12 protein-coding genes, 1 tRNA gene and 1 other RNA gene are annotated in these 12,833 nt (G+C 50.9%); all 14 read right to left on the bottom strand.

Annotated elements, in window-relative coordinates; genetic code table 11:
- Positions 1-451: 451 nt before the first annotated feature.
- Positions 452-718 (bottom strand): pro-sigmaK processing inhibitor BofA family protein, encoded by a 267-nt coding sequence (locus D889_RS0110955; protein WP_010630873.1) that lies wholly within the window; start codon positions 716-718, stop codon positions 452-454.
- A gap of 80 nt (positions 719-798) precedes the next feature.
- On the bottom strand, positions 799-1,017 hold the full coding sequence (locus D889_RS0110950; protein WP_010630872.1) for a YaaL family protein: 219 nt from the start codon (positions 1,015-1,017) through the stop codon (positions 799-801).
- A 29-nt stretch (positions 1,018-1,046) separates the two neighbouring features.
- Positions 1,047-1,643 (bottom strand): recombination mediator RecR, encoded by a 597-nt coding sequence (gene recR, locus D889_RS0110945; protein WP_010630871.1) that lies wholly within the window; start codon positions 1,641-1,643, stop codon positions 1,047-1,049.
- Positions 1,644-1,757: 114 nt separating this feature from the next.
- Complete coding sequence (locus tag D889_RS0110940) at positions 1,758-2,072, bottom strand: YbaB/EbfC family nucleoid-associated protein (RefSeq protein WP_010630870.1); 315 nt, start codon at positions 2,070-2,072, stop codon at positions 1,758-1,760.
- Positions 2,073-2,093: 21 nt separating this feature from the next.
- Positions 2,094-3,791 (bottom strand): DNA polymerase III subunit gamma/tau, encoded by a 1,698-nt coding sequence (dnaX, locus tag D889_RS0110935; protein WP_010630869.1) that lies wholly within the window; start codon positions 3,789-3,791, stop codon positions 2,094-2,096.
- 188 nt (positions 3,792-3,979) lie between these two features.
- An RNA gene (gene ffs, locus D889_RS15435) (signal recognition particle sRNA large type) lies at positions 3,980-4,245 on the bottom strand.
- A gap of 28 nt (positions 4,246-4,273) precedes the next feature.
- Positions 4,274-4,366 (bottom strand) — tRNA-Ser (locus D889_RS0110930).
- 89 nt (positions 4,367-4,455) lie between these two features.
- Positions 4,456-5,892 (bottom strand): amino acid permease, encoded by a 1,437-nt coding sequence (locus D889_RS0110925; RefSeq protein WP_010630868.1) that lies wholly within the window; start codon positions 5,890-5,892, stop codon positions 4,456-4,458.
- Positions 5,893-6,122: 230 nt separating this feature from the next.
- Complete coding sequence (locus tag D889_RS0110920) at positions 6,123-8,405, bottom strand: anthranilate synthase component I (RefSeq protein WP_010630867.1); 2,283 nt, start codon at positions 8,403-8,405, stop codon at positions 6,123-6,125.
- 116 nt (positions 8,406-8,521) lie between these two features.
- Complete coding sequence (gene tadA / locus D889_RS0110915) at positions 8,522-9,013, bottom strand: tRNA adenosine(34) deaminase TadA (protein ID WP_026039002.1); 492 nt, start codon at positions 9,011-9,013, stop codon at positions 8,522-8,524.
- Positions 9,014-9,114: 101 nt separating this feature from the next.
- Positions 9,115-10,383: a uracil permease gene (uraA, locus tag D889_RS0110910; RefSeq protein WP_010630865.1), complete on the bottom strand. Its 1,269-nt coding sequence runs from the start codon at positions 10,381-10,383 to the stop codon at positions 9,115-9,117.
- A 151-nt stretch (positions 10,384-10,534) separates the two neighbouring features.
- Positions 10,535-11,176: a Bax inhibitor-1/YccA family protein gene (locus D889_RS0110905; protein ID WP_010630864.1), complete on the bottom strand. Its 642-nt coding sequence runs from the start codon at positions 11,174-11,176 to the stop codon at positions 10,535-10,537.
- Positions 11,177-11,403: 227 nt separating this feature from the next.
- Entirely contained in the window at positions 11,404-11,967 is a 564-nt protein-coding gene (locus D889_RS0110895) for a biotin transporter BioY (RefSeq protein WP_010630863.1), read from the bottom strand.
- 149 nt (positions 11,968-12,116) lie between these two features.
- On the bottom strand, positions 12,117-12,698 hold the full coding sequence (clpP, locus tag D889_RS0110890; protein WP_010630862.1) for an ATP-dependent Clp endopeptidase proteolytic subunit ClpP: 582 nt from the start codon (positions 12,696-12,698) through the stop codon (positions 12,117-12,119).
- Positions 12,699-12,833 lie beyond the last annotated feature (135 nt).

Below are 12,833 nucleotides of genomic sequence, written 5' to 3'. Positions count from 1 at the left end.
TTTCTTTGTCAGCTTGCCGCTTCATTCCTCACGTATCGCAATACGCTCCGGTACTCGCGCCTTCGCTTCCTCGAACTCCTCGGCCCTTTTTGTCCTTGCCCTTGAACGATCCCTGCGAAAGCCTCAGCTTCCGTTTCTTACATTTTCGTTCATTCGATCCTCAGCAAAATTGAATTGACTAAAAGGGGTTTACCCTTCCAATCACGCTTGGCTTTTATTTAGTTTTCAAGGAACCATTCCTGCCGCTTTTCCTCAGCGACAACTTTTTAATAATATCATGTCATCAAGGAAAAGTCAACATGTTTTTTTTGGTCTTTCATAAACCGCAATAATAAATTGTTCGACGGATACCATCAATGTTCGTCCGTTGAGCTATGAAAAACGCGGCAAGAAATATAATAACATCTGAATCTAAAACCGTCAACCACCAATTTTATAGATTGGCTGATATTCAGACACCCATTGTATATTTGATCAGAATAAGCGCTGCGATACCGGGCACACCCAGAAGGCCGCTCACAGCTGCTGTAATCAGGTTAATCGGAATATGAAAGCTGAATGACGCGCCTGCTGTGTTCAACAGAAAGAGGAAGAATACGCCCACAAGGGTACGGACGATCACCCGTCCGGCCCATTTCAACGGATGAAACGAAAAACAGAGAATCATAAGAAAAAAAACACCGATCAGTACGGCGGCAATCCACAGATAACCGGTCATAACACTATGCCTCCTCCTTTTGGAGCCTGACTGCTCCCGCTCCTCTTAATGTATGGAGGGCATGTCCCTGATAGAACCGGTCAGTTTTCGATATAAATATGGAGATCCCGAACTTCCTTCAACAGAAAAAGATATCTGGATTCGGAAAGTTTCAATTGATAGATAACTTCTTCCGAAGGATCAATACTGGATTCAATAAGTTCCTTCTTGTTCATCCAGTCATGTTTACAGCGTGTCAGTGATTCCAGTAACGCCTGCGTTATTTCTTTTCGTAATAATCCATTTTTTCTACCAAACATATATTTCCCTCCTCTTCCAGCACTGTTTTTTATAGTTCTCTTCTGCCCTCCAGTGCTTTGGACAATGTCACTTCATCCGCGTATTCCAGATCTCCGCCTACCGGAAGACCGTGAGCAATCCTTGACGTCTTGACGCCGATCGGTTTCACGAGCCTGGCAATGTACATGGCTGTTGCCTCGCCCTCAACCGTCGGATTGGTCGCCAGTATAATTTCTTTGACCGACTCATCTTCAAGCCGGTGAATCAGTTCCGTGATTTTAATGTCCTCAGGGCCGATGCCGTCCATCGGCGAGATCACACCATGAAGCACGTGGTAGACGCCGTGATAGTCACGCATCTTCTCCAGGGCGACAACATCCTTGGGATCCTGGACCACACAGATCGTCGTATGATCCCGGGATGAGTCGTCACAGATCGGGCAGGGATCACGATCACTGATATTCTGACAGACAGAACAGTAAACCAGCTTCCTTTTGACATCAACCAGCGAACGGGCAAAGTCCATGACGTCCTCTTCATTCATATCCACAGTAAAGAAAGCAAGACGGACTGCTGTTTTCGGTCCGATTCCCGGCAGTTTCATAAAACTTTCAATCAGTTTTGCAATCGGTTCAGGATATTGCACGACTGTGCCGCCTCCTTAAAATAATCCTGTACGCAGCGAGCAGCGAACCCCGCTTCCGTCTCCCGGAATCACGGAACCCGCCGCTCGGCACAATCTATTGGAAACTAATAACACTCACATACCCGGAAGATTCAGTCCATTAGTAAACTTCCCGAGCCGCTGGCCGACAAGAGCATCGACTTTTGTCAGCGCATCATTAACAGCGGCCAGAACCAGATCCTGCAACATATCCACATCATCCGGGTCGACGGCTTCCGGCTTGATCACAATATCTGTAATCTGCTTATGGCCGTTCGCCTTGACCGTGACCACCCCGCCACCGGCCGTGCCTTCAACAAACTCACTCTTGAGCTTCTCCTGAGCCTCCGCCATCTGTTTCTGCATCTTCTGTACTTGTCGCATCATGCTGTTCATATTTCCACGCATCATCTTCTACCGCCTCCAAATTTTTTAATCTTTTATATCAAGCAGGTCGGGACCAACGAGTTTCTTTGCTTCTTCAACCAGTGGGTCTTTCTGTTGCTCTTCCTCTTCCGGATGACCGGCAGCCTTCGACCGTTGAATAAAATCGCTCTTAAGTTTCTCCCAGGCTTTTTCGGAAACCGGGTACATGACCTTGTCTTTATGGATGATCCCCTGAAGCGCAGACTGAACCAAATCGGTGATATGACTCTTTGCATCGAGCACCATTTCGCGATGAAAGTCATACTTAAACGCCTGTATAAAGGCGTCCGGAGAACTGGCGACCGGGTGGCTCTCGAGCAGCCAGGCATGTGCCGCCACATTCTGTTCTTTGATTCTGGCCATGACTTCGCCCCAGGCCGAACGCAGCTCTGTCAGGTCATCCTTGGTTGCTGTGTCAAGCACTTGCCGAAGTTTCCCGATCGGAACCCGGTGCGCCCCTGCTGAACGGGCCTGTCGCCGTTCTGCCGGTCCGCTCGCCGGCTGTGTCGCCGCACTGCCTTCAGAAACCGTTCGTTCTTTCATTTGCCGCTCCAGAGCGTCGATCCGTTTCTCAAGAGCAGACGTATCCGTCCCCGATCCTTCCTCCGGCCTCTTTTCCCGGCCGTTCCGGCATAATTTTACCATGACCATTTCGAGAAAGATACGGGGATGACTGGTGCGTTTCATTTCCAGTAGCGCGTCGTTGAGCTGGTGGATGACCTGATAGAGCCGTTCCGCAGGTATTTTTTCAGCCTGATCACGGAAGGCAGGATCAGTCCGCGGCCGGCTCAGGATATCCTCAAGATCCGGCGACGTCTGATAGAGCAGCAAATCTCTGTAGTAAAAAATCAACTGCTCGATCAGCCGCAGAGAATCCTTTCCCTGATCCAGCAGCTCAGCGGTTTTCTCAATAGCCGCAGCGGCATCGCGGGCCTCCAGTGACTCTGTCAGTGCGACGATCAGGCGATCAGAAACCATGCCGGTGACGTCCAGTACGTCCTGTACCGTCACCTTTCCGTCGCCATATGCCGCCGTCTGATCGAGCACACTCAGCGCATCGCGCATCCCGCCCTCACTCGCCCGGGCGATCAGCTGAAGCGCTTCATCTTCCGCTTTAAGATGCTGATCATCACTGACAAATTTGAGACGGTCGGCAATTGCCGAAGCAGGAATCCGCCGGAAGTCGAACTGCTGGCAGCGTGAAATGATCGTCAATGGAATCTTCTGCGGCTCGGTTGTCGCCAGAATAAAAACAACATGTTCCGGCGGCTCCTCAAGTGTCTTCAGCAAAGCATTGAAGGCACCGGTCGACAGCATGTGTACTTCATCGATGATGTACACTTTATACCGCACTTCACTCGGCGCATATTTAACCTTATCGCGGATTTCCCGGATCTCATCGACACCATTGTTGGAAGCAGCGTCAATTTCGATGACGTCGGCAATGCGCCCTTCAGTGATTCCACGACACGCCGAGCATTGATTACACGGTTCGGCGACCGGTGCGTGCTCACAATTGACAGCTTTGGCCAGTATTTTGGCGGCGCTTGTCTTCCCGGTTCCGCGTGGTCCTGTGAAAAGATAGGCGTGGGAAAACTGCTGCCTCACCAGAGCATTTTGCAGCGTTTGTGTGATGCGCTGCTGACCGGCCAGATCGTGAAAAGTCTGTGGCCGGTATACTCTGTAAAGTGCCTGATAGGCCAACGTCCATCCCCCTTTGCCTGAGAAAGCAGGCAGTATCATTTCATAAATTCATTATAACGATTACCATCAGCGAAGTGAACCGTGGCCCATTCGGCGCGTTGTAAAGGCACACAGGCACAAACCGCTGTAGTTAAAACAAGGGCTATCAGAAAGAATTCCGATAGCCCTTGAGTATGGTTTATTTAACGCCGTGCACCTTTTGTCGATAAGTACGCCATGAGCGCTTCTCAGGTCGCCGGCTCGGCCCAGGTAGCCCCGCGGCACACGAAAGGTCTCACTTACTGCTGCTTCCTTCCGGACCTGACAGGGTTCGTGAGTTTCCATTGCGCAGGACCCAGGCGTCAACACCACGTATCTGAGGCTGCCTCACAGCGTACAAACCTCGAAAAGGAATTCAACCTCGCTATAGCGGATTGCGAGTCACAGGGCACCGCTGCCTCCCCGTCTAGCACGGCAAGTTTTATAACAAGACAAAAAATTAATGGCGGAGGCGAGAGGATTTGAACCCCCGCGGCGCCGAACGACGCCCTAACTGATTTCGAGTCAGTCCCCTTCAGCCACTTGGGTACGCCTCCATAGCCGAATTACCGTAACGCATGCCAGTGTAACATACATTCACGGCAAATACAAGCCCATACCTTCGCCGACCGGCTGTTCCGATCGTTCACGAACCTTTCTCATTCAGGTCTTCACTGTCGCCGGCCGGCTGTTTTCCTAATTTGTACCTCTGAATCAGCGGATAGAACAGAATACCGGACAGGATCATCCCGATCCCCGTCCAGAATGTATACGCGTCGCCGGTGCCGGCTTTAATGATCCAAAGTGTGTACGCCGCAGCAACCGCACCGATCAGGCCGTCTTTTACCCTTTGCCGCGGCTGCCGTTCATAGCCTTCTCCGGATACAACCAGTTTGAGTAAATAAACCGCGGCAAAGATATAAGGCACGAGATAGGACAGCGTGGCAACCGTCGAGACAAAGTCAAATGCGTCGGAAATAGACTGCAGCAGTGTGGAAAAAATAAAAAACTGTCCGACGATGCATGTGAGGAGCAGGGACCGGCTCGCTGTTCCATGCCGGTTGGTCACAGCCATCGCTCTGAAAAAGTAACCTTGTCTGGCCGCCTGATAGGGAACCTCTGCGCTGAGCATGATCCAGCCAATCGATGACCCGAACAGGCTGACCAGGGCGAGAAAGCCAAGGATATAAGCACCCGGAGCACCAATGATTTCTGCCAGTGCATCAACCAGCGGTTTGGTAGACAGCAGAAGGTCATGTCTGGTCAGTGCACCCATAACAAGAAGCGTGATCGCGATGTAGATAAATAATGTTACAAGAAGGCCGATGATCGTCGCCCATTTGACATCGCGCCGGTTTTTTGCTCTGGCTGAGAAGGCGACTGCTGATTCAATGCCAATAAACGCCCAGAGCATCATCACCGCCGCGCTGTCGGCCTGGTTCATCATACCCGGGTGACTGCCATTCAAGGTAATCGTCGTAAAAGGAATCAGGTGACCGACCTGAAAAACAAACAGGGCAACGGCAATAAAAAGGACAAAACCAATGACCTTGGCAGCGGTCGCCACAAAATTGATTTTGCTTGCTCCCTGCACACCCTTCAAAATCAGAAAATAAACAAACCAGAGCAGTGCGGAGCAGACGAGAAAATTGAGAAAGTGCCCCCAGGTCAGCGACAGACCTGGCAGCGGTAAAAGTGTCCGGCTGGAAAGTACCGGGAAAAATGTTGCCAGATAACCGGAGAAAGTCGTGATCACCGCAACATTGCCGACAAAATTGGCGATCGAGTAGCCCCACGTAACAAAATAGCCTGTCAGTCTGGACCGCTCACTTCCTTCCGAAAACAATGCTTTTGCATAAACCTGAGGGCCACCCGTAAGTTCCGGTTTCCGTTCAGCCAGTATCCCGTAAACCATGGCGATGAACAGGACGCCGCATCCGGTCATGCCCCAGGCAAGCAGGGTGCCCCCGGGACTCGCCGTTTCCGCAAGTGTCCGGGGCAGCATGAATATAGCCGATCCGACCATATTACCGACCACCAGGGCAGTCAGAAGCCAGATATTCAATGTGTTTTTACGATTCATTAGCTCTCATAATCCTTTTCATATAAAATTCGGCACCCACGATCCGTTCATGAATGCACAGCAAGATTTAACTTATTAACGGACTAAAGTATACAAAAAACCGCCGGCGCGATCAATACTTTCCTGTTCCGACTAAAAAAATAATGTGGCAGACCCATCGGAATGCCGCAAATTCATTGACTGTTTATTCGTTATCGCATACCCTGACCTTTCAGATCCCTCTTCCTCTGTCAAACCGGCTGTGCCTGGGCCATCCGGATCACATTTTCCAGGATTTTCATTCCCGCGTGGCCGCCCATGGACATGATCGACTCCGGGTGGAACTGGACAGCCGCGATCGGGAGCGTCCGGTGTTCAACCGCCATGACTACGCCGTCTTCGGTCCTTGCGGTGACGACCAGTACATCAGGAATTTCCTTTGCTGCGATGGAGTGGTAGCGCCCTGCCCTGAACTGCGCCGGCAAACCCTGAAACAGCCGTGAATGCGCAGAAGGAATGATGACCGATGACTTTCCGTGCATCGGCGCCGGCAATGTTTCAAGGCTGCCGCCGAAGTAACGGACGATGCCCTGAAGGCCGAGACAAATACCGAAGATCGGCAGATGTTTCTCCAGACACAGACGGATTGTTTCATCCATTTTAAATCGGGAAGGCTCACCGGGACCTGGAGACAACGCAACAAGATCAAAGGATTCACGGTCGTTTTCAATCAGACGCCGCGCGGACGGACTGCGAAGGACGGTCACTTCGGCGCCCAGTGTCTGGAAATAGCCGGACAGCGTGTGAACAAAAGAATCCTCGTGGTCAACAAAAAGCAGACGAAGCCGTCTTCCGGGTAAACCTGCAGGTTCATTTACGGAGACATGACCGTCTGTTTCCGGAACGTTCAGTGCCTCGAACAGTGCTGCCGCTTTCGTCAGCGTCTCCTGTTCTTCTTTCTCCGGGTCCGAACCATAGAGCAGCGTCGCGCCGACGCGTATCCGGGCCACGCAGCCCTGAAGCTGCAGACAGCGAAGCGTCAGACCGGTATTCATATCCCCGTTAAAACCCATCCAGCCGACCGCCCCGCCGTACCAGCCGCGCGGCGTTTTTTCGTGATGCTCAATCCACTTGACAGCTTCCAGTTTCGGTGCCCCGGTAATCGTCACCGCCCACATGTGGCTGACGAATGCATCGATGGCGTCTAAACCGTTTCTGATCTGGCCCTTGATATGATCGACTGTGTGGAAGAGGTGGGAGTATGCTTCGATCTGCCGGCGTCCGATGACTTCAACAGATCCGGGGACACAGATCCGCGATTTGTCATTCCGGTCGACATCCGTGCACATGGTTAGCTCCGACTCCTCTTTAGGCGAGCCGATCAATGTTTTTATTTGTTCGGCGTCTTCGATGACGGATCCGCGACGACGGATCGTCCCGGAAATCGGACATGTCTCAACAGATGCACCTTTCACCCGGACAAACATTTCCGGCGAGCAGCCGATTAGAAACTCGCTGCGGTCCAGATGGATCAGAAAACCGTAAGGACTCGGATTAACTTTTTGAAGCCGGCGGAAAACTTCAGAAGGACGGCGTGTACACGGCTGGGAAAAGACCCTGCTGGGAACAACTTCAAACAAATCCCCTTTTCGGAATGCCTGCCCGGCGTTGCGGACAAGGGCCGCATAATCGCCCTTCTGATCGGCAAATGACGCAGACGGAGCGCTTTCTGCCTGGTCAAAGGCATCTATTTTTCCACCCCGGTCACGTCCGACCGTCGTCCCGCCATCGAAACGAAACTCATAAGAGAGGCGGCAAGCCTCATTTTTCTCTCTGTCGACAACGATCAGTTCGTCCGGCAGATAGAGCTGAAGGTCATTCTGACTCTCCGGTCTTTTTTTCGCCAGCGGAACGGTCTCAAACTGATGGATCAGATCAAAGCCAAAGGCGCCGTATAAACCAAGAAATTCATCATCACTATGAAACAGTTTTTCAATTTCACGTAAAAGGATAAATACCGAAGGCCGGCGTGTCCGGTCTTCTTCCTTCAGCAACCGGTGTTCTTCCGTTTCTTTCCGGACTGCACCCGCGAGGCCGCCTGCACTGTCGCTGCTGATGGAAAAGGCGGGACTATGTAAATATTTTTCGAGGTAAGCCGTGATTACCCGGCCTCGCGCATTCAGCGGACGGATCTGAAACGTATTTCCTCGGGACGTCAGCGTGACAGGCGGGTTGACGAACCCGATACTCCACCGGGAATAACGGCCGGGAAACGAATAGCTGCTGTCATACAGCGCGCCCTTGTGATCGTCAAGCATGCGGATCAGCTGTGAAACGGATTCTTCGGCATTGACGGATTGTTTTGTTCGTGTGATGTGCAGGCCGGAACCTGCTGAATAGACCGTGGTTGGCTGCATTCGGTCATTGGATAAGAGACTCATAAGAGGACCCCCTGTATAAAAATTTTTATACAGAAGAGCGACAAACTGTATGAATGGATGTGCAGAAAAGAAGGCTTTCGGAAAGCCGGTCATTCTGCTATGTTACTCAACTCAACTCAGCTCTGCTCTTCTATACTCGGCTCAAACTTAACTCAACTTATGCTCATGCTCATAAAGTATTCTCATCATAACGTGAGACGGCCAAAAATTCAAATTTCCGGCCGGTCATTGGCCCGGCCTCTTTTTTCCCTTCTCAGATTACTGAAAAAGTCCGTGAGCAGCGCCCCGCACTGCTCCCCAAGCACATTACCGGCGACTTCAGCCTGATGATTAAACCTGCTGTCCTGAACCAGATTCATCAGCGTCCCGGCGCAGCCGGCTTTTGGATCCGGTGCTCCGAAAACCAGCCGGTCAATGCGTGACAGCACGACGGCACCCGCACACATCGGGCACGGCTCCAGTGTGACATAGAGCGTGCAGCCCGTCAGGCGCCACGTACCAAGTTTCCGGCCTGCCTCACGAAGGGCAGACAGTTCGGCATGTGCCGTGGGCTCCTGCAAGGTTTCACGCTGGTTGTAAGCCTGCGCAATCACCGCGCCTTCCCTGACGATCACAGCACCGATCGGCACCTCACCGATCGCCCGAGCTTTGGCTGCCTCGTCAATTGCCAGCGCCATATAACGTTCATCTTCGCCATGCATTCTGTCACCCCCTTTTTGATCCGTACACTTTTGCAGTTCTTCCGAATAAAAAAGCACCTGCCGGAGGTGCATAAAAATTTTTGACCGCTGTCTCAATTCTATTATTCTTCGTTAGAGAGATGAAACTTATTGATCAGAGCAAAAAACAGGCTCAGCAGCACGCCGACGACGGTTGCCAGCCCCATGCCATTCAGGGCAACCTTCCCGAGATTGATCGTTGCGCCGCTGATGCCGGTCGCAAAGATGACCGTACTCAGAATGATATTCTGGGACCGGGCAAAGTCGACTTTCGATTCAACAAAAATACGGAAGCCGTTCGTCGCAATGACGCCGAACAGGATCAGCGAAATACCGCCAATGACCGCTGGAGGGATCGTCGAGATCAGCGCGGACAGCTTGCCGATGAACGAGAGAACCACAGCAATCACGGCAGCACCGCCGATCACCCAGGTTGAGTAGACGCGGGTGATCGCCAGAACACCGATGTTTTCACCATATGTCGTGTTGGGTGTCGAACCGACAAAGCCGGAAATCACCGTTGAGATTCCGTTGCCGAAGATCGACCGGTCAAGTCCCGGATCCTTCAGGAGATCTTTACCGACAATATTGCTCGTCACAATCAGGTGGCCGATATGTTCGGCAACGACGACCAGGGCGGCAGGCAGGATCACGGCGATAGCCGACAGATTAAACTGCGGTGTGTAAAATGTCGGCAGCGACAGCCAGCTTGCCTTGAGAACGGGTGCAAAGTCCACCAGGCCGGCCAGCACCGCGATCACATATCCGGAGATAATGCCGATTAAGATCGGAATGATTTTCAGGAATCCTCTGAATAGCACCCAGCCAAGTAAAGTGATCGCAAAGGTCAGCAGTGAAACCGTCAGTGTCGCCGGATCCGGGGCCCACTTTGCTGCACCCGCCGGCGCAATCAGTCCGGCACTCTGGGCTGCCGTCGGGATCAGCTGCAGCCCGATAATGGCGACAATCGATCCCATCGTGACCGGCGGGAAAACGATATCCAGCCACTTGGTACCGACAGCGTGAACGATAAATGAGATGACAATGAACGTCAGGCCGACAGCGATGAACCCGCCCAGTGCCGCTTCGTACCCGTTATTGGCGAGTACAAACAGAACCGGAGAAATAAAGGCAAAACTCGAACCCAGATAAGCCGGAATTTTCCCCCTGCAGATGAACAGATAAATCAGGGTACCAATCCCGTTCATTAGCAGAATCGTTGCCGGATCAACCTTGAACAGAATCGGAACAAGAACCGTTGAACCGAACATGGCAAACAAATGCTGAAGACTGAGCGGGATGCCTTCAAGCAAAGGCAGCCGTTCATCAACCTGAATGATGCGTTGTGTCACAAACACCGCCTCCGGGTGAAATTTTTTTATCTCGTTCAGTATACCCGAAACCGGACAAGTCAGGAAGTGTTTTTAAAACAGAAAAAGTCCGGATGATGTTTTTATGCATCTTCCGGACCTTCTAATAAAAATCAGAATGACAGCTGTGCCGTCAATTTTTCGAGCCGATACCGATGAATTGCAGGATATAAAGAAACAGGTTGATAAAATCCAGATAGATCGAAACAACGATCATCGGGATATCCTGATCGGTAAACCCATGAACCGTCAGTCTGCTGAAGTCAAACAGCGTGTAGCCGATGAAAATCAGAATCCCCATTCCTGAATAAATCATCATCGTCGTGCTGGAAAAAGGAACGAAGATCCCGACAATCGGAATGATCACGAGCGCGATCAGGCCGAGAAACAGGAACCCGCCTAAAAAAGAGAAATCACGTTTGCTGACCATGGTATATACGGCAATGCCGCCAAAGGCAACTGTCGTCACAGCGAATGCCTGGAAAACCACTGTCGTACCGAGCATGCCGGTATAGATACTTAGCACCGAATACAGCGTCAGTCCGGAAATGAACATGAACGCATACATCATCAGATAACCGATGGACTGATGTTTTCTGACGAACATCATGGCAAATATCAGAATCAGTTCGGCAATCCACAGAGGCATTGTCAGTGCCTTAGGCAGATATTGACCAAGATAAACTCCGGCAGCTGAAGCAAGCAGTCCGGAGAAAAAAGCACCAAACAGCTTTGAGTAGGGTTTTCTTAGGGTTCCGGTTGTAAATTCCTGCATAAGTGACATCCTCCTATTTTTACTTGCAATAAAGATACGCAACGAAAATCACGAAAGTTTCTTATTTTGCGTGAAAATTTTTGCTCTGTCTTAAGGGCTTACATTTATTATACCCTTCAAAACACTGAAATCCAGAATCATCACTTTTTTTACATAAGCGTTAAAAAAAACAGGACAGGCCCGCTTACCCGGACTGTCCGCCATCATAATGCCGTATTCATTCAGTTTCACTTCACCGTCTGCTGCGGCAAATGCCCCCCGATCCTGACTCTGTCCCGGAGTTTCACAGTGATCAGGGCAACAACAATCGCCTTGACGACGTCACCCGGGATAAACACTCCGCTCATCAGGAGTGCAGCGCCCCATGAAATATGCATCAGCGCCGCCTGCCAAAGTGTGCCGATCGGATAGACGATAAAAATGCCTCCGACAATGCCGGCCAGAATCATCAGCCACAGCGGTGCCCTTTTCAAACGTGACAGAATCAGTGAGATCACCAGCGCCTCCAAGATCCAGGCAAGAACGAACCCGCCGCTGACCGATGCAAAGATCGCACCCGCCCCGCCGTGGCCGCCTCCGAGAATCGGTGCTCCGGCAAGAATCAGTAAAACAAACAAAATCATGCTGGACATTGCGGCACGGACACTCAGCAGCATGCCGGCCAGCAGCACACCGGCATTCTGCAGCGTGATCGGTACGGGTGTAAACGGCAGCGGAATCGGTGGTAAGAAACCAAGCACGCCGATGATTGCAGCAAACAGAGCGATTTCAACAAGTTCTTTGGTTTTCACGATCTTCTCCCCTTATTTAGATGTCTCATAATACTCATTGTAAAGGGGAAAAATTATATGTCAACCTATAATTATATATGGTTAACTAAAAAGCACATAAATAAAAATCCGGACCCCCGTCGTTCGGATCCGGATGCTTCATTTCACTATTACAGGGAAGTAATGATTTTATCGATAAATCCGTATTCCTTGGCTTCTTCGGCAGTCAGGAAATGATCCCGGTCGGTGTCTTCGACAATCTGTTCCGGAGTCCGGTTGGATGTATCTGATAAAATCTTATTCAGCTTTTCTCTCGTTTTCAGGATATGTTTTGCGCTGATCTCAATATCGCTGGCCTGACCCTGTGCACCGCCCAGCGGCTGGTGGATCATGACTTCACCGTTCGGCAGCGACAGACGTTTGCCCTTGGTCCCTGATGTCAGGATAATCGACGCCATCGAGGCTGCCATACCGACGCAAATTGTCTGAATATCCGGTTTGACGAAATTCATCGTATCAAGAATGGCGAATCCGGCTGATACGGAACCGCCCGGGCTGTTGATATAGATTGAAATATCTTTTGTCGAATCCTCGGACTGGAGAAAGAGCAGCTGAGCAACGATGCTGTTGGCGATTTCATCATTGATTTCCGAGCCCAGAAAAATGACGCGGTCTTTCAACAATCTTGAATAAATGTCATAAGAACGCTCGCCGCGATTCGACTGTTCAATGACGTAAGGAATAAATGGCATTGTGTTTCCTCCTATATCAATTAGACTTTTTTAGCATTCATTTGATTTTCCGTTGCAGAGTCCGCTTTATTAAATTCGGGATCGATCCGCTTATATCCTCTATCATATACAAAAAGTCCGGCAGAGCCAAGAAAA

It is taken from the genome of Sporolactobacillus vineae DSM 21990 = SL153, assembly GCF_000377985.1.
GTDB classification, from domain to species: Bacteria; Bacillota; Bacilli; order Bacillales; family Sporolactobacillaceae; genus Sporolactobacillus; species Sporolactobacillus vineae.
The sequence above is the reverse complement of the archived record's forward strand: the minus strand, read 5'-3'. Positions and strand labels throughout refer to the sequence as shown.

Coding starts and splice junctions, on each gene's coding strand:
- clpP (WP_010630862.1), bottom strand. CDS start 12,698: ATGCCATTTATTCCTTACGTCATTGAACAGTCGAATCGCGGCGAGCGT.
- D889_RS0110940 (WP_010630870.1), bottom strand. CDS start 2,072: ATGATGCGTGGAAATATGAACAGCATGATGCGACAAGTACAGAAGATG.
- D889_RS0110925 (WP_010630868.1), bottom strand. CDS start 5,892: ATGAATCGTAAAAACACATTGAATATCTGGCTTCTGACTGCCCTGGTG.
- D889_RS0110955 (WP_010630873.1), bottom strand. CDS start 718: ATGACCGGTTATCTGTGGATTGCCGCCGTACTGATCGGTGTTTTTTTT.
- D889_RS0110950 (WP_010630872.1), bottom strand. CDS start 1,017: ATGTTTGGTAGAAAAAATGGATTATTACGAAAAGAAATAACGCAGGCG.
- tadA (WP_026039002.1), bottom strand. CDS start 9,013: ATGCATGGCGAAGATGAACGTTATATGGCGCTGGCAATTGACGAGGCA.
- D889_RS0110920 (WP_010630867.1), bottom strand. CDS start 8,405: ATGACCGGCTTTCCGAAAGCCTTCTTTTCTGCACATCCATTCATACAG.
- D889_RS0110905 (WP_010630864.1), bottom strand. CDS start 11,176: ATGCAGGAATTTACAACCGGAACCCTAAGAAAACCCTACTCAAAGCTG.